Source organism: Bradyrhizobium sp. S69 (assembly GCF_009766005.1).
GTDB lineage: Bacteria > Pseudomonadota > Alphaproteobacteria > Rhizobiales > Xanthobacteraceae > Bradyrhizobium.
Genome location: NZ_LMUK01000010.1, coordinates 79,046 through 101,010 on the forward strand (window position 1 = coordinate 79,046; position 21,965 = coordinate 101,010).

Annotated in this window: 22 protein-coding genes; 4 read left to right on the plus strand and 18 right to left on the minus strand. The window is 63.3% G+C overall.

Going from position 1 to position 21,965, the window contains the following annotated elements; all coding sequences use genetic code 11:
- Positions 1-19: 19 nt before the first annotated feature.
- From secF to yajC, 3 genes are all read right to left on the minus strand, one after another.
- Positions 20-1,027, minus strand: a complete 1,008-nt coding sequence (gene secF / locus GSQ88_RS03605) for a protein translocase subunit SecF (RefSeq protein ID WP_159006015.1) — start codon at positions 1,025-1,027, stop codon at positions 20-22.
- A gap of 16 nt (positions 1,028-1,043) precedes the next feature.
- Positions 1,044-2,645, minus strand: a complete 1,602-nt coding sequence (secD, locus tag GSQ88_RS03610; protein WP_159006016.1) for a protein translocase subunit SecD — start codon at positions 2,643-2,645, stop codon at positions 1,044-1,046.
- Between the two features lie 62 nt (positions 2,646-2,707).
- Positions 2,708-3,073 carry a preprotein translocase subunit YajC gene (yajC, locus tag GSQ88_RS03615; protein WP_159006017.1) on the minus strand — a complete coding sequence of 122 codons (366 nt, stop codon included), beginning with the start codon at positions 3,071-3,073 and terminating at the stop codon, positions 2,708-2,710.
- 192 nt (positions 3,074-3,265) lie between these two features.
- Between yajC and GSQ88_RS03620 the strand changes: the two genes are divergently transcribed.
- Positions 3,266-4,249, plus strand: a complete 984-nt coding sequence (locus GSQ88_RS03620; RefSeq protein WP_159006018.1) for an ATP-binding protein — start codon at positions 3,266-3,268, stop codon at positions 4,247-4,249.
- A 106-nt stretch (positions 4,250-4,355) separates the two neighbouring features.
- Here GSQ88_RS03620 and GSQ88_RS03625 read toward each other — a convergent pair whose 3' ends face one another.
- Together GSQ88_RS03625 and GSQ88_RS03630 are read right to left on the minus strand one after the other, a co-directional pair.
- Positions 4,356-5,720 (minus strand): LysM peptidoglycan-binding domain-containing M23 family metallopeptidase, encoded by a 1,365-nt coding sequence (locus GSQ88_RS03625; protein ID WP_159006019.1) that lies wholly within the window; start codon positions 5,718-5,720, stop codon positions 4,356-4,358.
- 109 nt (positions 5,721-5,829) lie between these two features.
- A complete protein-coding gene (locus tag GSQ88_RS03630) occupies positions 5,830-6,483 on the minus strand; it encodes a protein-L-isoaspartate(D-aspartate) O-methyltransferase (protein ID WP_159006020.1) in 654 nt (217 codons plus the stop codon).
- 336 nt (positions 6,484-6,819) lie between these two features.
- Here GSQ88_RS03630 and GSQ88_RS03635 point away from each other — a divergent pair, with 336 nt between their 5' ends.
- A complete protein-coding gene (locus tag GSQ88_RS03635) occupies positions 6,820-7,197 on the plus strand; it encodes a response regulator (protein ID WP_159006021.1) in 378 nt (125 codons plus the stop codon).
- Positions 7,198-7,212: 15 nt separating this feature from the next.
- Here GSQ88_RS03635 and surE read toward each other — a convergent pair whose 3' ends face one another.
- The 13 genes from surE to GSQ88_RS03700 form a co-directional block, all read right to left on the minus strand.
- On the minus strand, positions 7,213-7,980 hold the full coding sequence (gene surE / locus GSQ88_RS03640) for a 5'/3'-nucleotidase SurE (RefSeq protein WP_159006022.1): 768 nt from the start codon (positions 7,978-7,980) through the stop codon (positions 7,213-7,215).
- A 127-nt stretch (positions 7,981-8,107) separates the two neighbouring features.
- On the minus strand, positions 8,108-9,172 hold the full coding sequence (locus GSQ88_RS03645; protein WP_159006023.1) for a potassium channel family protein: 1,065 nt from the start codon (positions 9,170-9,172) through the stop codon (positions 8,108-8,110).
- A gap of 120 nt (positions 9,173-9,292) precedes the next feature.
- Entirely contained in the window at positions 9,293-9,847 is a 555-nt protein-coding gene (locus GSQ88_RS03650) for a hypothetical protein (RefSeq protein ID WP_210253733.1), read from the minus strand.
- A 154-nt stretch (positions 9,848-10,001) separates the two neighbouring features.
- A complete protein-coding gene (serS, locus tag GSQ88_RS03655) occupies positions 10,002-11,291 on the minus strand; it encodes a serine--tRNA ligase (protein ID WP_159006025.1) in 1,290 nt (429 codons plus the stop codon).
- A gap of 148 nt (positions 11,292-11,439) precedes the next feature.
- Positions 11,440-12,267, minus strand: coding sequence for a twin-arginine translocase subunit TatC (gene tatC / locus GSQ88_RS03660; RefSeq protein ID WP_159006026.1), 828 nt, complete (start codon positions 12,265-12,267; stop codon positions 11,440-11,442).
- The gene (gene tatB / locus GSQ88_RS03665; RefSeq protein ID WP_159006027.1) at positions 12,264-12,857 is read right to left on the minus strand and encodes a Sec-independent protein translocase protein TatB; all 594 of its coding nucleotides are present in this window, start codon (positions 12,855-12,857) and stop codon (positions 12,264-12,266) included. The genes tatC and tatB overlap by 4 nt, the downstream gene beginning before the upstream one ends.
- A 113-nt stretch (positions 12,858-12,970) precedes the next feature.
- Positions 12,971-13,207 (minus strand): twin-arginine translocase TatA/TatE family subunit, encoded by a 237-nt coding sequence (locus GSQ88_RS03670; protein ID WP_159006028.1) that lies wholly within the window; start codon positions 13,205-13,207, stop codon positions 12,971-12,973.
- A gap of 151 nt (positions 13,208-13,358) precedes the next feature.
- On the minus strand, positions 13,359-14,081 hold the full coding sequence (gene scpB / locus GSQ88_RS03675; protein WP_159006029.1) for an SMC-Scp complex subunit ScpB: 723 nt from the start codon (positions 14,079-14,081) through the stop codon (positions 13,359-13,361).
- A gap of 20 nt (positions 14,082-14,101) precedes the next feature.
- The gene (locus GSQ88_RS03680; protein WP_159006030.1) at positions 14,102-14,926 is read right to left on the minus strand and encodes a segregation and condensation protein A; all 825 of its coding nucleotides are present in this window, start codon (positions 14,924-14,926) and stop codon (positions 14,102-14,104) included.
- On the minus strand, positions 14,923-15,951 hold the full coding sequence (nagZ, locus tag GSQ88_RS03685; RefSeq protein ID WP_159006031.1) for a beta-N-acetylhexosaminidase: 1,029 nt from the start codon (positions 15,949-15,951) through the stop codon (positions 14,923-14,925). Before nagZ ends, GSQ88_RS03680 begins: the two co-directional genes overlap by 4 nt.
- Before the next feature lie 48 nt (positions 15,952-15,999).
- A complete protein-coding gene (locus tag GSQ88_RS03690) occupies positions 16,000-17,526 on the minus strand; it encodes an SPOR domain-containing protein (RefSeq protein ID WP_159006032.1) in 1,527 nt (508 codons plus the stop codon).
- A gap of 107 nt (positions 17,527-17,633) precedes the next feature.
- Positions 17,634-19,427 (minus strand): arginine--tRNA ligase, encoded by a 1,794-nt coding sequence (gene argS, locus GSQ88_RS03695; RefSeq protein WP_159006033.1) that lies wholly within the window; start codon positions 19,425-19,427, stop codon positions 17,634-17,636.
- 25 nt (positions 19,428-19,452) lie between these two features.
- Positions 19,453-20,667 carry a deoxyguanosinetriphosphate triphosphohydrolase gene (locus GSQ88_RS03700; RefSeq protein WP_159006034.1) on the minus strand — a complete coding sequence of 405 codons (1,215 nt, stop codon included), beginning with the start codon at positions 20,665-20,667 and terminating at the stop codon, positions 19,453-19,455.
- Between the two features lie 123 nt (positions 20,668-20,790).
- Between GSQ88_RS03700 and erpA the strand changes: the two genes are divergently transcribed.
- Positions 20,791-21,120 (plus strand): iron-sulfur cluster insertion protein ErpA, encoded by a 330-nt coding sequence (gene erpA / locus GSQ88_RS03705; RefSeq protein ID WP_159006035.1) that lies wholly within the window; start codon positions 20,791-20,793, stop codon positions 21,118-21,120.
- 15 nt (positions 21,121-21,135) lie between these two features.
- Positions 21,136-21,927, plus strand: coding sequence for an exodeoxyribonuclease III (xth, locus tag GSQ88_RS03710; protein WP_159006036.1), 792 nt, complete (start codon positions 21,136-21,138; stop codon positions 21,925-21,927).
- Positions 21,928-21,965: the final 38 nt, after the last annotated feature.

The following is a 21,965-nucleotide window of genomic DNA, read 5'->3' on the forward strand; positions in this document are numbered from 1 at the left end:
TCGGGATCATGCTCAGACATTATTTTTTCTTCGCAGGCTCGTCCGGCGCTTCGGCCCGATGATCGCCAACGCCGAGATAGATCAGGATCGGTGCGGCGATGAAGATCGAGGTGTAGGTACCGACCAGCACCACGCCGAACATCATCACGGCGGTGAAGCTGTGGATGGCGTTGCCGCCGAACAATAGCAGCGCGAACAGCGCCAGCGTCACCGTGACGTGGGTGATGATGGAGCGCGACAGCGTCGAATTGATCGATTCATTGAGCAGTTCCGGCATCGGCATTTTCTTGTAACGCCGCAGCATTTCCCGGATCCGATCATAGATCACGACCGTGTCGTTCAGGGAGTAGCCGAGAATCGTCAACAACGCCGCGATGCTGGTGAGATCGAAATCGACCTGCGAGATCGACATGAAACCGATGGTCAGCACGATGTCGTGGACGTTGGCGATCATGGCGCCCAGGGCGAACTGCCATTCGAACCGGAACCAGAGATAGATCAGGATAGCGAAGATCGCAAGCATCAGGCCGAGCATGCCGTAGGCCAGCAATTCGCCGGAAACCCGTGGTCCCACCACTTCGACGCGGCGGTAGTCGACGGCATCCCCGAGCGCGCCGCGAACCTTCTGCACCGCCTCCTGCTGCGCGGCGTCGCCGCCGGGCTGTTCAGCCACCCGGATCAGCACCTCCTCAGGACCGCCAAACTGCTGCAACTGGATATCGCCGAGCCCGAGGCCGCCGAGCGTCGCCCGCATCGCAGCGAGATCGGCAGTGCCCGACTTGGCCCGCACTTCCAACAGCGTGCCGCCCTTGAAATCGATGCCGAAGTTCAGCCCGTGGGTGAAGAACAGCGTGATCGCGATAATCGACAGCACGGCCGAAATCGGGAAGCTGATGCGGCGGAAACGCGTGAAATCGAAATGCGTAACGTCGGGGACGATCCGCAACGACGGCAGCCAGCCGAAGCAGCTGACGACCGTCAGCACGACAATGAGGGCGCCCAGCCCCAGAAGAACTAAATGAGTCACGACCGGATCCGCCTTGTCAAATTGGCACGCTCTGCGGCCGCTTCCACCGCACCCAGGTCGCAACGATCAGCCGGGTCAGTGTAAACGCGGTAAAGACCGTGGTGATGATGCCGATGCCGAGCGTCACGGCAAAGCCGCGCACCGGGCCGGTGCCGATATAGAACAGCACCGCAGCGGCGATGAAGGTGGTGATGTTGGAATCGAGAATCGTCGACAGCGCCCGCTTGAAGCCGGCGTCGATCGCCGAGATCGCGGTGCGCCCGCCCCTCAATTCCTCGCGGATGCGCTCGTAGATCAGCACGTTGGAGTCCACGGCGATGCCGACGGTGAGCACGATGCCGGCGATGCCGGGCAAGGTCAGCGTCGCATTCAGGAGCGACAGCACCCCGAAGATCATCGCCACGTTGATCGCGACCGCGATGTTGGCGAACACGCCGAACAGCCGGTAGGTCAGCAGCATGAACACTATGACCAAGATCGAGCCGACATAGGCCGCCAGTTCGCCCTTGTCGATCGAGTCCTGGCCGAGCCCCGGCCCGACGGTGCGTTCCTCGATGATGGTCAGCGGCGCCGGCAGCGCGCCGGCCCGCAGCAGGATCGCCAGATCATTGGCCGCCTGCACGGTGAAACTGCCGGAAATCTGGCCGGAGCCGGCGGTGATCGGCTCGCGGATCACCGGTGCCGAGATCACCTTGCTATCCAGCACGATGGCGAAGGGCTGGCCGACGTTTTCCGAGGTGGCTTGGGCGAATTTCCGCGAGCCCGAGGTGTTGAAGCGGAAGCTGACGATCGGCTCGTTGGAGCGCTGGTCGAAGCCCGGTTGCGAATCGATCAGGTCGCCGCCGGAGACAACCACCTGCTTCTTGATGACATAGGGCGGATGCCCAGGCTCGGTGCTTGGCAGGATTTCCGAATCAGGCGGCAGCTGGCCCGCGGTCGCCTGCTCCGGCGAAACGGTGCTGTCGACCATGCGGAAATCCATCTTGGCCGTTTCGCCGATCAGCTTCTTCAGCCGGGTCGGATCCTGCAAACCGGGCACCTGCACCAGGATGCGATCGGTGCCCTGACGCTGGATCAGCGGTTCGACGGTGCCTAGTTCGTTGACGCGGCGCTCGACGATCTGAATCGATTGCTCGATCGCCTGCCTGATCCGCTCGGTGACCGCGGCTTGCGGCACGGTCAGGCGTATGACGCCACCGCCGGCGTCACTGACTTCAAGGCTGCGCTGGCCGCTGGAGCCGAGCAACCCGCCCAGCGGCTGCGACAGCTCGCGCAACTTGCTCAGCGCTGTTGCCTGATCGGTGTCCTTGGTGACGCGGACCTCGACGCTATCGCCCTTGGTCGCCAGACCAGTATAGCCGATCTTGGTCTCGCGCAGGGTACGACGGACGTCGTCGCGAACCTGATCGAGCTTCTCTTTCTTCACGTAGTTGGAATCGACTTCAAGCAGCAGATAAGAGCCGCCCTGCAGATCGAGCCCCAGCACCAGACGCCGCTGCGCCCAGGCAGGCCAGGTCTTCACCCTGGCTTCGGGAAAGAAATTCGGAACCGCGCAAAGGCACACCACCAGCGCGATCAGGATAATCCCCAGCGCCTTCCACCGCGTGAAATACAACATCGAATTGACCCGTCAGAATTCCGGCAGATTTTTGAACGTGCGCTGTTGCCTTGAGAAACGCGCTAACTCGCCGAGGAATCTTCCTTGGCCGTGTCAGCCTTTTCCTTGGCTGGTTCACCCTTGGCCCGCACGCCCGAAATCATCTGCCGCATTTGCCGAACGCGGACCCCGTCGGAGATCTCGAATTCGATCTGGTCGTCATCGACCACTTTTGTCACCTTGCCGACCAGACCGCCGGTGGTCACCACGGTGTCGCCGCGGCGGATGTTCTTCACCAGTTCGGCGTGGTCCTTCACCTTCTTCTGCTGCGGCCGCAGAATCAGGAAATACATGATCACAAAGATCAGCGCGAACGGCAGCAGCGACATCAACATGCTGTTGGTATCGCCACCACCCGCGGCCTGGGCAAACGCAGGAGTAATCAGCATTCGAACGATCCTCGTGAAAACGGAAATAGACCGGCGACGCATCGGCGTCGGGCCGGTTCGGGTAAATTCGGCGGGACTATAGCGGCCGCGGTCCCAATTGCAACGCTGCCAGACCGCTCATTTGCCCTTCCTTTGAGGCGCTTGCGGCCTTCCCAAAGGCTCGATATGGGTGCGGCATCAGGAACCCCAAAAATGTCAAAAAAAGCCCGAAAAACACCCCCTCGTGCCACCTCCAAGACCGCAGCAAAGGCTGCCGCACGCAAGCCCGCCGCGAGAGCGGCAAAACGCCCCGCATCACCTCAAAGGCCCGGCACCGACGAGCGGATCGCAACCGCGCTCGAGGCCATCGTGGCCCATTTGTCGGCCGGCACGCCGGCGCCCGAGACCGCCGACCCGTTCGACGGCGCTGATGCCTTTGTCTGGCACCCCGACGGACGGCTTTCGCCGGTGCCGCGCGTCAGCCGCGTCGAGATCGGCCTGCTCAAGGGCATCGAGCGGATGCGCGATATCCTGATCGAGAATACCGAGCGCTTTTCCGATGGCCTGCCCGCCAACAACGCGCTGCTCTGGGGCGCGCGCGGCATGGGCAAGTCATCGCTGGTGAAGGCCGCGCATGCCAGCATCAATGTCAACCGCAAGCCGGTGGACCGTTTGAAGCTGATCGAGATTCATCGCGAGGATATCGAAAGCCTGCCGCAACTGATGGAGCTGTTGCGCAGCTCCAGTTTCCGTTTCATCGTGTTCTGCGACGATTTGTCGTTCGACGGCAATGACGCCTCCTACAAGTCGCTGAAGGCGGTACTGGACGGCGGCATCGAAGGACGGCCGGACAATGTGATCCTCTACGCCACCTCCAACCGCCGGCATCTGCTGGCGCGCGAGATGATCGAAAACGAGCGCTCCACCGCGATCAATCCCGGCGAAGCGGTCGAGGAAAAAGTGTCGCTGTCCGACCGCTTCGGCCTGTGGCTCGGCTTCCATCGCTGCAGCCAGGATGAGTATCTTGCCATGGTGAAGGGCTATTGCAGCCATTTCGGCATCAAGCTCGCGGAAGACGAACTCGAACGCGAAGCGCTGGAATGGTCGACCACCCGCGGCTCACGCTCCGGCCGCGTCGCCTGGCAGTTCACGCAGGAATTGGCGGGACGGCTCGGCGTGCGGATAAGCGCGAAGTAACGACCGTGTAGGTCGTCATACGCGGGCTTGACCCGCGTATCCATCCTCTTCGCAAAGGCTCTTGCTTGCGATGGATTGCCGGGTCAAGCCCGGCAATGACAAGCCCTCACGCCCCGTTGAGGAATTGCAGCGGGTCCACCGGTGACGATCCCTTGCGGATCTCGAAGTGCAGCTGCGGAGATTGCACCTCGCCCGACTGACCCGATTTGGCTATGACCTGGCCGCGCTTGATGGTGTCGCCGCGCTTGACCATCAGTTCGCTGGCATGGGCATAGGCGGTGACGTAACCATTGGCGTGCCGGACCAGGACCAGATTGCCGTAACCCTTGAGCTCATTTCCCGAATAGGCGACGACGCCGTCGTCGGCTGCCTTGATCGGCGTGCCCTCCGGCACCGCCAGATTAATACCGTCATTGGCCTTGCCGTTGGCCTTGGCGCCGTAGGCGGTGATCACCTTGCCGCGCACCGGCCAGCGGAACGTGGGCAGTGCACCGGTCGCTTCCGCGGCTTTTACCGGCGATGCAACCGCGGGCTCTTCCGCGTTCGGCGCGGCCTGCGCCAACCGCGCCTTTTGCGGGGTATCGACGGCGGCCAGTTTGGTCATCGGCGCCGCCGGTGCCGCAAGGGGCTGAGCGGCGACGACAGCCACCGGTGCAGCGGTCGGTGGCACTGCGGCTGCGGTCTTCGCGCCGGGCACGACCAGCTTCATGCCGAGGCTCAGTCTGGCCGACGGTTCGAGATGATTGGCCCGTGTCAGTTCCGCCACCGAGATGTGGTTGCGGCGGGCAATGCTGAGCAGAGTGTCGCCGTGGTTGACGACATGGACGCTCGACGGCGCCGCAGCCGCGACGGCGACAGGCTTGACCGCAGGCGCCGCCAGCGCAGGCGCGGCGGCAACCGCCGCGGCATGCGGAATGATCAGTTGCTGGCCCGGCGACAGCGTGCGCGGCCCCTTATAGCCATTGGCCTGCATGATCGCGGCCGCCGGAACATTGTAGCGGCGCGACAGCAGTTCGAGCGTATCGCTGGTGCCGACGATGATCGTGGTGCCGCCCTGCATCGGAGCGTGGGTGGCCGCGATCGAGCGCGGCGCGACGCTGCCGGTCGTCTCAAGCGGCTGATGCGCCGGCGGAGCATAGGAGCCTACGCCGCGCCCTCCGCCGGAAACTCCAGCGCTGGCGCTCGAATAAGACTGCGCGGACGGATAGGATTGCGGCGCCGAGATCGGCGGCGGCAGGGCCGCGGACTGATATTGCGACTGCGGCCGGGCATATTGCGGAAGCTCGCGGCGCGGGGCCGGCTGCACCGAGCCCGTGGCTTCCGGTTGCGAGGCAAAGGGATTGGAAAACTGGTCTTGAGATAAGCGCGTCGACATGTCGGCACTGCAGCCGGCAAAACCAATCGACATCAGCGCCAGGGCCGCAACCTGCGGAACGCGGCGCGAGTAAAGCAATCCGACAACACGGGACATGGTTACTCACTCATACGCAACTAGATACTGTTTTGAGTAAACACCTCCCCAGTAAACAACCGCTTAACCCTTCGAATAAGATGTTGGCGGCACAGCCGATCCGGACTTCCTAGAGTTCGCGCGCAATCCCCGGCAGCGCAGGTACGAAGCGCACCTCCACCAGATTGCGGCGCTCGAACCCCGCCTCGGTCCTGACGGTGCGGATCAGGGTTTGGGTTCCCCGATGCGGGCCGACCGGCGCGATCAGGATACCGCCGGTTTGCAACCGCTCCAGCAGCGCATCGGGGATTTGCTCGATCGCCGCGGTTACGATGATGCGGTCGAATTGACCGCCCGGGATGGCGGATATTTCGAGCCCGTCGCCCAGCAACACCTCGACATTGTCGCAGCCGAGCTTCTCGAGCCTGCGGCGGGCACGGTCGGCCAAGGTCCGGTAACGCTCGATGGTCAGCACCTGCCGGCACAGCCGCGACAGGATGGCGGCCTGGTAACCGGAGCCGGTGCCGAGCTCCAGCACGTTATGCCCCTTTTGCACCTGCAATTGCTCGGTCATATAGGCGACGACGAACGGCTGGCTGATGGTCTGCCCGCAGGCAATGCCGAGCGCGCTGTCGCGATAGGCGCTGTCGCGATCGGCCGGCTCGACGAACATCTCGCGGGGAATTTCCTCCATGGCGCGCAGCACGGCCTGCTCACTGATCCCGCGTCGGCGCAGGTTGAGCTGAAACATCATCTTTTCCGGCGGCTTTTGCGCTGCGGGCATGGCACTCTCGAAAGCAAGGACCGCTCGAAAACAAGGATCGCTCGAACACAGGCGTCCGGTAGAGCCTTATGCGACTCGGCCGCGTGACGATACGATCTGCCTGATTAAGTAATAACTCTCGTCAAATTGGCGTTGCCGCCTCGGCCACGACACCTGATATGGGTGGGATCGGGCGATCCTGTGCGGCCCTATTGAACAAAACCGCGTGCGATAACCGGCTCGGAGCCGGCCATCACTTGCTATCACACGGTCTTGGGGCGTATTCCCTCACGTTGACGTTGCGCAAATCGGCGTTATTTGCCAACCTTCGGCTATGGGACAGGCTAGGATACCATTATGACCGCGACGCAGCCGCTGGGCGGTTCTGTGTTCCTCGTCGAGGACGAGGTCATGATCAGGATGATGGTCGCCGACATGCTCGAGGAATTGGGCTACCGCGTCGTCGCCGAGGCCGGCGAGATCGGCGAGGCCATGAAGCTGGCGCAGACCGCCGATTTCGACATCGCCATCCTCGACGTCAACGTCAACGGCAAGGTGATTTCCCCGGTGGCCGAACTGATCAGCGCACGCAACCGCCCCTTCATCTTCGCCACCGGCTATGGCTCATCCGGCTTGCCGGAAGAATTTCGCGACCGCCCCGCGCTGCAAAAGCCCTTCCAGCTCGAAACCCTGGCGCGGATGATCGACGCCGCGCTGAAGAGCCCGGCAGCGTAGCCGCGCGTCGTCCCGCTATTTCAACGTCGAAGCCAGCGCTTCCGAAAACGCCTCATCGGTGCGATCGAGCCGCAATGGCGTCACCGAGACATAGCGCGCGGCCAGGGCTGCGAGGTCGGTGCCCTCGGCGGGCGCTTCAGTTTGCGCCAGCCGCTCGAAGCCGATCCAGAAATACGGATTGCCGCGGCCGTCGCGGCGCTCGTCGACTTTCAGGAAACCAAAATTACGCTTGCCCTGCCGCGTCACGCGCACGCCCAAAACTTGATCGGGCGCACAGGCGGGAAAGTTGACATTGATCACGGTGTTCTTGGGCACCCCAGCATCGATCACCTTGCGCAGGATCTGCGGGCCGAATTTCAGCGCGGTTTCCCATAGCGGCGCGTGGCGGGTTTCCACGCTGAATTCCTGGCTCAGCGCAAACGACGGCAAGCCCAGGATGGTGCCCTCCAGGGCGCCGGCGATGGTGCCGGAATAGACCACGTCTTCGGCGACGTTACGGCCCTTGTTGACGCCCGACAGCACCAGATCGGGCTTGGTCTCGCCGAGGATGTGACGCGCGCCCATGATCACGCAATCGGTCGGCGTGCCCCTGACTGCGAAACGCTGCGGGCCCACCTCGCGCAGCCGCAAGGGATCATTCAGCGACAGCGAATGCGAGACGCCGGACTGGTCGAGTTCCGGCGCCACCACCCAGACGTCGTCGGACAGCGCCCGGGCGATCTGCTCGACGACCTGCAGGCCGGGGGCATGAATGCCGTCGTCATTGGTGCAGAGAATTCGCATCCGGATAAATGCCCTTTTTCATCGATTGCAATTTTCATCGATTCCAAGTCCGCCGATCCGCCGTCTTATCCGCCCAGCAGCGTTGAGGCAAACCCAACGAACCCGTTAAAATGCCGATCCGTCCCCGCTAAAACGTCAGGCGACCCGCGCGTACCTTTTCGCGCGGCGCCTCGAACATGGCGTTAATCGCCTGACCGGTCCGGCCGACCAGCACGACCCCGTCGCCGGCATGGATCCGGATGGACTTTTGCGGCCCGGTGATCGGGTCGCCCTCGCGCCGGTTGATCTGCACGATGAAGAAGGCGCCGTTGGTGCGGGTCTCGATTTCCTCGATCGACAGATCGGTGAGTGCGCCGCCTTCCGGCGCCACCACGACCTCGATCGCCAGACCCAGAACGCGCAGATTGCGCTCGAGGTCGCGCATCGAATCGGAGTCGCGGATGAAGCGCGAGGTTTCCGGAAACAACAGCATCCCGGCGATCCGCTCGGCGCCGATATGGGTCGGCAGCACGACCTTGTTGGCGCCGGCATGCAGCAATTTTCGTTCGGTCGAGACGGCGTCGCCGCGCGCGATGATTTCGATCTTGCGGTTGAGGCTGCGCGCGCTCAACGTGATGAAGACGTTGGCGGCGTCGTTCGGCAGCACGCTGGCGAGCGCGCGGGCCCGATCGATGCCGGCGTCCTGCAGCGTGGTTTCATTGGTCGCGTCGCCCTGGATGCAGAGATGCCCGGCCTCGCGCGCCTGCTCGACGCGACGCTCATTCTGTTCGAGCACCACGACATCGGCGCGGCCATCCTTCAGAGCCTTGGCGAGTTCGACACCGATGCGGCCATAACCACAGACGATGACATGATCGCTGAGTTTGTCGACTTCAGCCTGCATGCGCCGCCCGCCCAATAGCTGCTGCAGCGAGTTCAGCGTCATGAACTGAATCAGCGAACCGGTCAGGAAGATCATGCCGGTGCAACCAAGCGCCATGGTCGCCATGGTCACGACATGCAGATAGGTGGTGTCGATCGGACGCACTTCGCCGTAACCGACGGTGAAGACCGTCAGCGTCACCATGTAGAGCGCGTCCTGAAAGCTCCATCCTGCCTTCCAATAACCCGCAGTGGCAGCGACCCACACCACCATCATGAAAATGGAGCCGCGGATCAAGTTGCGGGATGGATAGGAATTCAAACTTTCCATCGCGGCTTCCGGGCCCGTTGCGCCCCCTCGGCCGCAACGTTACCGCGACTATGGCCAAAATCATCTGAAGCTAAAAGAGAAATCCGCCGGACCACCGCGTTGGCGCCAACGCCAATGCCGTCAACGCTTGATCCGGATCCGCCACATAGGCGTGAATTTCGCGCTTCCGCCTTCGAGTCGCATGGCGAATTTCGCAACGACCGGCGTTGCCGGCTCAACTTCCGGCACGGGCTTTACTGGCGCAGACCGAGGTCGCGATGGCGGTGGCTGGAGCGGAACGGCTTCCTGCAATGGCGAAACGCTGTTGCGCGGCGCCGGCTTGGCCTGGCGTGCCGGCGTCTGCAAACTCCTGTCCGCATTTGCCGGGTCCGGCGCAGTGGCGCGCGAGGCAGTTTTGGGCTTCACATCTCCCTTGACGTCTCTCTCAATGTCTCTTTTGGCCTCTCGCCCGGCCTCGGGCTTGGCTGGCTCAATTTTGGGCGCCGGTTTTGCCCGGTGCGGCGGCTCCGGATACCGCGCCCGCGCGATCGCCAGCCCCTGGCTGAAATCGTCGAGATTGAACCAGCGTTCTCCCGACAAGCCGTCCAGCAGATCGTCGTCCCACAGCCGGGAAATCTCGATGTCGAATTTGCTCTTCTGCTTCTGGTCGACCGCCTGCATGCCCTGGCCGGTCACGGCCCATTGCCGGCCCACCCAGAAGATGTCGCGATGCAAAGGCATTTTTCAAAACTTCGTTTCCGGCCAAAAAGGCCGCCGGGACGGAAACGAAGATACCGGCGCGGGCCGCCTCCGCAACAGCGAAGCGGTCCCGGACGGTTGATTGCCGCCGTTATGTGTCTTTTTCGACCAGTTTCAGCCCGCCCATATAAGGCTGCAAAACCTCAGGGACCGCGATCGCGCCGTTATCCTGCTGATAGGTTTCCATCACCGCGATCAGAGCCCGGCCGACGGCCGTTCCGGAACCGTTCAGCGTATGCACGAAACGCGGTTTGCCGTCGGGTCCGCGATAGCGCGCATCCATCCGTCGCGCCTGAAAATCGCCGCACGCCGAGCAGCTCGAGATTTCGCGGTAGGCGCCGCCCTCTCCCTGCCCCGGCATCCAGACCTCGATGTCGTAAGTCTTTTGCGCGGCAAAGCCCATGTCGCCCGCGCACAGGGTCATCACGCGATAATGCAGATCGAGCCGGCGCAGCACTTCCTCGGCACAGGCCAGCATCCGCTCGTGCTCGTCCCTGCTGGTCTCAGGCGTCGTGATCGAAACCAGTTCCACTTTCGTAAATTGATGCTGGCGGATCATGCCCCTTGTATCGCGGCCCGCCGCTCCCGCCTCGGCGCGAAAACACGGCGTCAGCGCGGTCAGGCGCATCGGCAGTTGCTTGTCATCGACGATGGATTCACGGACCAGGTTGGTCAGCGGGACTTCGGCGGTCGGGATGAGCCAATATCCATCGCCAACCGGAAATTGATCCTCGCGAAACTTCGGCAGTTGCGCCGTGCCGAACATCGCTTCGTCGCGTACCATGAGCGGCGGATTGATCTCGGCATAACCATGCTCGTTAGTATGCAGATCGAGCATGAACTGCCCGATTGCCCGCTCCAGTCGCGCGAGGCCTTTCTTCAGCACGACAAAGCGCGCGCCGCTCAGCTTCGCCGCCGCATCGAAATCCATGTAACCCATGGCTTCGCCGAGATCGAAATGCGGCTTCGGCTCGAACGCATAGTTGCGCACCGCGCCGAATACGTGGCGCTGTACGTTGCCGTGTTCGTTGACGCCTTCGGGGACTTCATCCAGCGGTAGGTTCGGTATGGCAGCGAGTTCGTTGCTCAGCTCTTCATCCGCCGTCTTTGCTGCGGCCTCCAGCTCCGGCATCGTGGTCTTGAGTTCCGCAACCTCCGCCATCAGCTTGGCCGCGCGCGCGTCGTCCTTCGCTTTCTTGGCGTCACCGATTTCCTTCGATGCGGAATTGCGCCGCGCCTGCGCCTGTTCCGACGCCAGAATCGCCGCGCGGCGCTTCTCGTCGATCGCCAGCAGCGACGCCGACAACGGCTCCAGCCCGCGCCGCTTCAACGCGGCGTCGAATGCCTCGGGGTTTTCGCGGATCGATTTGATGTCGTGCATGACCACATTCCTGCGTCATAGCCGGATTTATTCCGGCCATCCACGTCTTTGCCGCGTTAGAACAAGTCGTGGATGCCCGGGTCAAGCCCGGGCATGACGAATCGCGGGCGTTATCGCGCAATGATAGGTGAAACGGTGGCCTTACGCCCTACTCCGCCGGGGTCGTGGTTGGCGGCGGCGGGGCTGCCGGGGGCGGCGTGGTGGCCTTGGCGGCGGCGGCAGCGGCCCGCTTTTCGACGATGCTCACCGCGATAATCGAGCCTTCGTAGAGCGCCAACAGCGGCAGCGCCAGCGAGGCCTGGCTCAGCACGTCTGGCGGCGTCAGCACGGCGGCGATGATGAAGGCGACCACGATGAAATAGCGGCGCTTCTCGCGCAGCATCTTCGCGGTGATGATGCCGATCCGTCCCAACAGCGTCAGGATCACCGGCAACTGGAACGCGATACCGAACGCGAAGATCAGCGACATCATCAGCGACAGATATTCGCCGACTTTCGGCAGCAACTGGATTTGCGCGGTCTCGGCGCCGCCGGATTGCTGCATGCCGAGCGAAAACCGCACCAGCATCGGCAGCACCACGAAATATACCAGCATCGATCCCATCACGAAGAAAAATGGCGTCGCGATCAGATACGGCAGGAAGGCGCCGCGCTCGTGCTTGTAGAGGCCGGGCGCCACGAACTTGTAGATCTGCGTCGCCACGATCGGGAACGAAATGAAGCCAGCGCCAAACAGCGCCAGCTTCAACTGGGTGATGAAATATTCCAACAGCGCCGTGTAGATGAATTTCGAATTCTCGGCGCCGGCGACCCAGACGAACGGCCATACCAGGATGTTGTAGATCTGCTTGGCGAAGAAGAAGCAGAAGATGAAGGCTATGCCGAAGCCAAGCAGGGCCTTGATCAGCCGCGAACGCAGCTCGATCAGATGGTCCATCAGCGGCGCTTTGCTGGCCTCGATATCCTCGGCGCTCATGAGGCTTTGGCGTCCCTGGGGATTTCGGGCGCAGCGTGCTGCGCGGCCGGCTCAGGCTGAGTCTCTGGCGTGATCACCAGGGGTTCTGACACCGCGCTGTGGGTGGTCGCCTCGACCAATGTTTCAGGGGTTGGCGGTTCCGGCGTGGTCGGCGCCGCCAGCGCGTCACTTGACGTCGCCGGCGCATCGCCGTGCGATGTCGCCATCGCATCGCCATGCGATGTCGCCGGCGCATCGCTGGTCGAGCCGGCCGCGGTCTCGTTCGACGTCGCCACCTGCGGATCCATCGGCTTGTCTGGATCGTCGATCCGCAAGGCGCTGGTGACGTCCTTTTGCAGCGACGTCATGATGTTGCCGCCGGCAAATCCGCTGGCGGCCTCCTTCACCTCGTCGAAGCTTTTCTTGAGGTCGGCCATTTCGGCCTCGCGCATGGCTTCCTGGAACTGGCCCTGGAATTCGGCGGCCATCTTGCGCGCCTTGCCCATCCATTGCCCGACCATGCGCAGCACGCCCGGCAATTCCTTCGGGCCAATGGCGATCAGCGCGACGACCGCGATGACCGCTATTTCACTCCACCCGATGTCGAACATGAAAAATCCCGCTCACGCAAAGCGATCACCCGCCGCGATGGCTTTGCCGCAAGTCTCGTTCGGAAAGCAAGTCTTCTTCGAAGAGCAAGTCTTGTTGGAAAATCAAGTCTTGCTCAGACAGCCTTGCTGCCGACATCCGACCGCGCCGCCGTCGACGGCGTGGCGTTGTGGTCGATCGACTTCACGGGCTCGGACTTTTCCGCAGTCGTATCGTCGTCCTGCATGCCCTTCTTGAACGCCTTGATGCCCTGCGCGACGTCGCCCATCAGGTCCGAAATCTTGCCGCGACCGAACAACAGCAGGACGACTGCGATCACGATGATCCAGTGCCAAATGCTAAGCGAACCCATCCTGCAACCCTCCAAACATCTGGATCAACGATCCAGCCTTCATCTCATCGGAAACTAGGCTTTGGAGGTGTCAAAAACAAGGACTTACGCCCGGTCAAATGGTCGATAGCGCGCTACCGTTAACCGGGAATATCGGCGCTGTTCTGCCGATCTAGCCCTCTTCGCCACCGGTTTCCGGATCGGCTGCCGGCGCCAGCAGCAGTTCCAGATTATCGCCGATCTCCAGCGGATCCTCGTCGTCACGCAGCGCCGGATCATCCGATGGCGCGGGAACGCTGAACCCGGAAGGCAGCCGCGAATCCAATAGGCCCGTTCCCTTCAGTTCCTCAAGGCCCGGCAGGTCGCCGAGCGCTTCCAGGCTGAACTGGGACAAGAAGGCCTCGGTGGTTCCGAAGGTCAGCGGACGGCCGGGCGTCTTCCTGCGGCCGCGCGGGCGGATCCAGCCGGTTTCCAGCAGCACGTCGAGCGTGCCCTTTGAGGTGACCACGCCGCGGATTTCCTCGATCTCGGCCCGCGTCACCGGCTGGTGATAGGCGATGATCGCCAGCATTTCGATCGCCGCGCGCGACAGCCGCCGCGTCTCGGTGCTTTCGCGGGTCATCAGCCAGGACAGATCGCCGGCGGTGCGGAAGGTCCATTTATTGGCGACGCGGACCAGATTGACGCCGCGCAAGGCGTAATCGGCCTGCAATTGGGCCAGCGCTTGCTTGATATCGACACCATCGGGCATCCGCTTGGCGAGCGTGGCTTGATCGAGCGGCTCGGTCGATGCGAACAGCAGCGCCTCCAGGAGCCGAAGTTCCTCGGGTCGGGCTTGCGGATCCACCGGATGGTCCTCGTCATCGACTATGCGTTTTTCGGCCAGGCTAGCCATGGCTCGTCTCCTTCTTCCACTTACTCGACAGGTAGATCCGGCGCAGACATTGCGGCGGCAACGGGCACACGCTTGCGAAAATAAAGCGGGGCGAACGCCTCTTTCTGGTTCAGTTCCATCTCGCCTTCCCGCACCAGCTCAAGGGCGGCGGCAAAGCTCGATGCAAAGACGGTCGCTTTTTGCGAGGGATCGACGACGTAGCTCAAAAGATATTCGTCGAGGCAGCTCCACTCCTCGGCGATACCGACCAGCCGCTCCAGCGAGGCCCGTGCTTCCGCCAGCGACCACACCGTGCGCTTGGCCAGATGCACCGTGGTCAGCACCCGCTGCTGGCGCTGCACCGCATAGGCCGTCAGTAGATCGTACAGGGTCGCCGTGAATTTGGGATGCTTGACCTCGGCGATCGCTTCGGGGTCGCCGCGCGGAAAAATATCGCGCTGCAATTGGGGACGGTTCATCAACCGGTTCGACGCTTCGCGAATGGCCTCCAGCCGACGCAGCCGGTTGGCCAGCGCGGTCGCCATTTCCTCGGCGCTCGGCCCGTCAGGGGTCGCCGGTTCCGGCAGCAACAGCCGCGACTTGAGGAACGCCAGCCAAGCCGCCATCACTAGGTAATCGGCCGCCAGTTCCAGTCGTATTTTGCGGGCAGCCTCGATGAACACCAGATATTGGTCGGCGAGCGCCAGAATGGAAATCTTGGCGAGATCGACCTTTTGCTGCCGCGCCAGCGCTAGCAACAGGTCGAGCGGGCCCTCATAGCCCTCGACATCGACGACCAGCGACGGCTCGCCTTCGACGATCTCGGCCGGCCGCCCGGTTTCAAACGATAGAATTTCCGCGCTCATGCGCTCTTCATCCCTGCCCGATCCAACAACACATCCAGTTCCGCCCGCGCCGCCAACCGATCGAATGGCTGCGGCGGCTTGCGCGACGCCAGCGCGCGTTTGGCGCGCTCCAGCGCCTTGCCCGACAATTCGGGCGTCTCACCGGCAACTTCCTGCATCTCGTCGAGCTTGCCGTTGCAGTGCAGGACCATGTCGCAACCCGCGGCGACGATGGCGCGGGTCCGCTCGGCAATCGATCCCGCCAGCGCATTCATCGACACGTCGTCACTCATCAACAAACCTTGGAACCCGATCACGCCGCGAATCACCTGTTCGATGATTGTCGCAGAAGTCGTCGCGGGATGAACGGGGTCCAGCGCGCTAAACACAACATGTGCAGTCATCGCCATCGGCAGGTCCGCCAACGGCCGAAACGCCGCAAAATCGGTCCGTTCCAGCTCTTTTTGCGGCGTATCGACCTCCGGAAGCCTGAAATGGGTGTCCGCGGTGGCCCGGCCATGCCCTGGAATATGCTTGAGCACCGGCAGGATGCCGCCTTGTTCCAGGCCTTCGGTGACGGCGCGGCCGATCGCGGCGACCTTTGCGGGCTCGGTTCCATAGGCCCGGTTGCCGATGACGGCATCGGCGCCATCGATCGGCACATCCGCCAGCGGCAGGCAATCGACGGTGATGCCCAATTGGATCAGATCGTCCGCGATCAGACGGGCGCTCAACCGCGCCGCCTCAAGACCAAGTGCCGGATCGATGTCGTACAGCGCGCCAAATACGGCGCCGGGCGGGTAGACCGGCCAGTGCGGCGGTCCAAGGCGCTGCACCCTGCCGCCCTCTTGGTCGACCAGGACCGGAGCCTCCGGATCACCAACCGCGGCGCGTAATTCCGAAACAAGCTGAGCGACTTGGGCCGGCGTTTCAATATTTCGTTTGAAGAGGATAAATCCCCATGGGCGCTCCCCACGGATGAATTGGCGCTCAGCGGCGCTCAATTCCAGTCCGGAGATACCCGTGATGAAGGCCCGCGTGCTCATGAGGGGCCGATTAGCCCTCTGTTAACCCTCGGGTCAAGGAAACGGCCGTTAATTCCTTTGGATGATGCATTGCGGGCCGCCGGCCGCCTTCAGACTACTGCAAACCTGCGTCGCCTGATCCACCGAGCTGAACGGACCGGCAAACGCCCGGTAATAGATCCCCTTCTCGCCGAGATCGACGCGCTTCACGAGCACCGACTGTGAGCCGAGCACGCTTGGGTACTTGCCTTGCAGTACCCGGTAGGAAGATTGGGCGTCGGCTTCATTCTTCTGCGACGAGACCTGCACCAGATAGCCGCCGCCGGAACTGGCGGCAGCGGGCGCAATCGGCACCGGCGCGTTGGTCGCCACTCGGGTTGGCGCGGCCGGCGCTGGCGCCGGCTGAGCCGCGGCCTGCGGCGACAGCGACAATGGTGCATTGGCGCTCGAGGCACTGGCATTGGCGTTCGCAGCCGAGGCTGCCGACGGCGTTCTCGGCGCACGGGCCGCGGCGGTAGCAGGCTTTGCCGCCGGGGGCTGCTGGGATGCTGAGGTAACGGGCGTCCCGGAGGCATCCGGCTGGTCGCCACGAACCGTAAACGTCTTGATCGCGCGCGGCTGGTTGTTCGGCATCGTGCCGTTGGCGCTATTCGCCGGCGGCGGGCCGTTCGGCGAAACGCTCGCGGGCGATGGCGGATTGGCATTTTGATTGAGCGCCGGAAACACCATGCGCGGCCCGGACTGGGTGTTGGCATTGACGTCGACCGGCGCTTCCTCGCGCGGGACGATCTTTTCGGTGCCATCGCCCCCGGCTAGGCGATCCGGCACCTTGCCGGTGCTGTCAGCCGCCGCGGGTATGATCTTGGTCGGAGTGGTATCTGCCTTGATGATCGGTGGGTCGCCGCTGCGGGGCGATCCAACATAGGTCCGATAGGCAAACGCGGCTCCCGTCCCGACCACCGCCAGTGCGAGAACCACGATCACGGTGGCAAGGCCGCCGCGGCGCTTCTGGACCGGCTCTTCGCCGTCGTCATATCCATCCTGATACGCGTAGGCGTCATCCTGATAGGCCGGGTCCTGCGGGTTGTCGTGGCCGCCGGCCACCAGCTCACCGTACAGCGCGTCGTCGTAGCGCGCGGGATCGAGCGGCGTATCCGCTTCGGCATAGACCGGCGCGGAATCATATTCTTCATGCTGGGGCTCGGGCGCCGGCTCGGCATGCTGGGCCGCATAGCGCCGTAGCGGATGCTCCGCGGCCGGATAGTCCGGCTCGGCATGATCCTCCGCTGGATAAGGATCGTCGTGATACGAGGGCGCGGGCGTCTCCTGCCGTGCCGCGCGTTGCATCCACGGCGGCGGCCCGGCCGGCGGGTCCTCGTGGATCTCTTCCGGTTGGTATTGATCATGCGGCGGCGCGCTGCGCGGCGGCACCTGCTGATTGGCGCGACCGATATTAGCAAACGGATCGGTCTGGCCGATCAGGCGCGCCAGTTCGGCCAGCGGATCGCTCTCGGCTCTTGCAGGCGCATGCTGATCGTCGCCGTGACCGTAGCCGTCGTCGGCGGGAAAAGGTCTGTCCTGATATCGATCAACCATCGTGATGATGCGTCCCCTTCGGGAAAGCTGCCAACTCGCTTTTCGAAAAAACGAACCAACCGCTGCCAGATGCCCTCACACCCCCATGTGAGAGCCTTCGCCCCTAACTATCGCATCTCGTCTGGAGCATGGACGCCGAGAACGGCTAAGCCAGATGCCAGGATCGAGACGACGCCCTGGACCAGAGCCAGTCGCGCCTTCGTGATCTCTGCATCATTAGTGATAATGAAGCGTAAATAGGGCAAATCCCGCCCCCTGGTCCACAGCGCATGAAATTCGCTGGCGAGATCATAGAGGTAAAAAGCGATTCGGTGCGGCTCATGGGCCGCCGCGGCTGCGTCAATCAGGCGCGGATACTGCGCCAGCTGGCGCAGCAAACTTAGTTCCGCGGGGTCGGTCAATCGCTCCACGGCCGCGTCGCCCAGGAAGGCGGCCCGCGCCCGGTCCTCGTCCGGCAAATCCGGGATCACCTCGCGCGCATTCTTGAAGATCGAGTGGCCACGGGCATGACCGTACTGGACATAGAAAACCGGATTGTCCTTGGACTGTTCGAGCACCTTGGCGAGGTCGAAATCCAGCACCGCGTCGTTCTTGCGGAACAGCATCATGAAGCGCACGGCGTCGGAACCGACCTCGTCGACCACCTCGCGCAGCGTGACGAAATCGCCGGACCGCTTTGACATCTTCACCGGCTCGCCGTTGCGCAACAGCTTGACCAATTGCACGATCTTGACGTCGAGCGCAGCACTGCCTGCCGTCACCGCTTTGACGGCAGCCTGCATGCGCTTGATGTAGCCGCCGTGATCGGCGCCCCAGACGTCGACCAGGTTACGAAAGCCGCGGTCGAACTTGTCCTTGTGGTAGGCGATATCGGACGCGAAATAAGTGTAGCTGCCGTCGGATTTGAGCAGCGGCCGATCGACGTCGTCGCCATAGGCGGTAGCGCGGAACAGGGTCTGCTCGCGATCCTCGTAATCCTCGACCGGCGCGCCTTTCGGCGGCGGCAGCCGGCCCTCATAGACGTCGCCCTTGGAACGAAGATAATCGATGGTCTCGGCGACACGGTTGTTTCCGGTTTCGATCAGCGACCTCTCCGAGAAGAACACCTCGTGTTTGATGTTGAGCGCGGCGAGATCCTGCCGGATCATCGCCATCATATCAGCGACCGCCTTGGCGCGGACGCCCGGCAGCCATGCCGCTTCCGGCGTCGCTAGCAGTTTGTCGCCATGCTCGGCGGCCAGCGCTTCGCCAACCGGCTTCAGATAGTCGCCGGGATAGAGCCCCTCGGGAATCTCGCCGATGTCCTCGCCAAGCGCCTCGCGGTAACGCAGGAACGCCGAGCGCGCGAGCACGTCGACCTGGGCGCCGGCGTCATTGATGTAATATTCGCGGGTAACGTCATGGCCGGCGAAATCCAGCAGGCTTGCCAGCGCGTCGCCGAACACTGCCCCCCGGCAATGGCCGACATGCATCGGTCCGGTCGGGTTAGCCGAGACGTATTCGACGTTGACCTTCTCGGCCGCGCCCGCGGTGCCCCGTCCATAGGAAGCGCCCTCGCGCACCACCGTGCGCAGCGCGTCCGCCCAGGCCTGCGGCTTCAAGGTCAGATTGATGAAGCCCGGTCCGGCGATATCGACCGAGGCGATCAGATCGTCGCGGCGGAGTTTTTCCGCGATCTTTTCCGCAAGCTCGCGCGGCTTGGCCCGGGCTTCCTTGGCCAGCACCATTGCGGCGTTGGTCGCCATGTCGCCATGCGCGGCGTCCCGCGGCGGCTCGACCACCACCCGCGACAGATCGATGCCGGCGGGCCATGCACCCTCGGCCGCGAGCGCCCCGCAAACGGCGTGCACGCGCGCCAAGACATCGGCAAACAGGTTTGGGGATGAGGGTTTTTCGGACATTTTGTTCAACTACCTGGGCCGCCGCCTAACGCAAATCCGGGGTCGAGTCAAAGAGCCGCTGATGCTCGGTCAAGGCGAAGCGGTCGGTCATCCCGGCGATGAAATTACCGATCCGCCGCGCCCGCGCCGTTTCCGTTTCACGCTCCGCGCCCAGCGGCGGCAGCCATTCCGCGGGCAGGTCGCCGGGCGACTTCTGATACCGCGCGAACAGGTCGAACAGGATGCTTTCGGCATCGCCCATCACCCGCATCACCCGCGCATGGCGGTACATCCGGTGCTTCAGGAACGCCTTGATTTCGGCTTCGGCTTGGGCTGCGGGTGGCGAGAACGCGATCAGCCCGTCGCCATAATGGCGGACATCCTCGGCCGTTTCAGGGCGCGCGATCTCCAGCCGCCGGCGTGCTTCCGCGATTACCGCGCCGATCAGATAGGAGATCAGCTCGCGGACCAGCTCCGCGCCGCGCCTGTCGTCATCGAGATCGGGGTAGCGCCTGTCGATGTCGGCGATCATGCCGGCCGTCAGCGGCATGATCTTGAGGTCATCGACCCGAAACAGGCCGGCGCGCAGGCCATCGTCGATATCGTGGGCGTCATAGGCGATATCGTCAGCGATCGCGGCGACCTGGGCCTCCAGCGAGGCAAAGCTCCACAGTTCCAGGTCGTGGCTGCCGATATAGTCCGAGATGCCGCTGGGGATGCCGCGCTCGCGATAGCGGCCAAGGGCAGCACCATCGCGGGTGGTCAGCGGGCCGTTGTGCTTGACGATCCCCTCCAGCGATTCCCAGGTCAGATTGAGCCCCTCGAACGCGGGATAGCGATGTTCCAGCGAGGTCACGACGCGCAAGGCCTGGGCGTTGTGATCGAACCCGCCATGCTCCTTCAGACAGGCGTCGAGCGCACGTTCGCCGGCATGACCGAACGGGGGATGGCCGAGATCATGCGCCAGCGCCAGCGTCTCGGTCAGATCCTCGTCGAGCCCCAATTGCCGGGCCAGCGCGCGGGCGATCTGCGCCACCTCCAGCGTGTGGGTCAGCCGGGTGCGGTAATGGTCGCCTTCGTGGAACACGAACACCTGGGTTTTGTGCTTGAGGCGGCGGAATGCGGTCGAATGGATCACCCGGTCGCAATCGCGCCGGAACGCGCTGCGGGTTTTGCTTGGCGGCTCGTCAAACAGCCGCCCGCGGCTGCGATCGGCGTCGCAGGCATAGGCCGAACGAGGAGCAGCCATTCCGACCGACACGGTGTATTGATCCCTTTAACGGTTTGATTCCGGCCCCCGGCGCACTTAACTTAGGCTGTGCGCCGGATACCAGAGATTTTGGCATCACACCGGCCATTACACCGGCTACTTGGAGACGTCGTCATGACCGCAGCCATCACCGTCAGCGAGCGGGCTGCCCGCCGCATCGGGCAAATCCTCAAGAGCGAGGGTGACGGCGCGATGCTGCGGATCAGCGTCGAGGGCGGCGGCTGTTCCGGTTTCCAGTACAAATTCGACGTCGAACGGGCGCAAGCCGAGGACGATCTGGTAATCGCGCGCGACAGCGCGGTGGTGCTGGTCGACCCGGCCTCGGTGCCGTTTTTGGCGGGTTCCGAGGTCGACTTTGTCGACGATCTGATCGGGGCGTCGTTTCGCGTGGTCAATCCGAATGCCACCGCATCCTGCGGCTGCGGCACCAGTTTTTCGATCTGAGCCACTGCCAGCTTCATGAGAATAGCCACCTGGAACGTCAATTCGGTCAGGCAGCGGATCGAGCATCTGGTGACTTGGCTGAAGGATTGCTCGCCCGACGTCGTCTGCCTGCAGGAAATCAAATGCGTCGATGATTCGTTTCCGCGGCTGGAGATCGAGGCGCTCGGCTACAATGTCGTCACCCACGGCCAGAAGACCTTCAATGGCGTAGCGCTGCTGTCGAAGCTGCCGTTCGAGGAGACCAAGTCGGGCCTCGCCGGCGACGACGAGGATTCGCACGCCCGCTTCCTCGAAGGCGTGGTGCAGTTGAAGCGCGGCGTGCTGCGTATCGCCTGCCTTTATCTGCCCAATGGCAACCCGCCCGAGACCGAGAAATATCCCTACAAGCTCAAATGGATGTCGCGGCTTCTTGAGTATTCGAAGCAGCGGCTGAAGACCGAGGAGCCGCTGGTGCTGGCCGGCGATTTCAACGTCATCCCGGCAGCGCACGACGTGCACAACCCGGCCGCCTGGATCAACGACGCCCTGTTCCGGCCGACCACCCGCGAGGCCTTTCAGTCGCTGTTGGGCCTCGGCCTGACCGATGCGCTGCGTGCGGTCACCGATGAGCCCAACCAATACACCTTCTGGGACTACCAGGCCGGTGCCTGGCAGAAGAACCACGGCCTGCGCATCGACCACCTGCTGCTGTCGCCGCAGGCCAGCGACCGGCTGATCGATGTCGGCGTCGACAGTTACGTCCGCGCCTGGGAAAAACCCTCCGACCATGTGCCGGTCTGGGCCGATCTGGATTTCGAGACGGCCTGACGGACCAGACGGTGGGCACGGCGCGAGAGGCGCCTTTG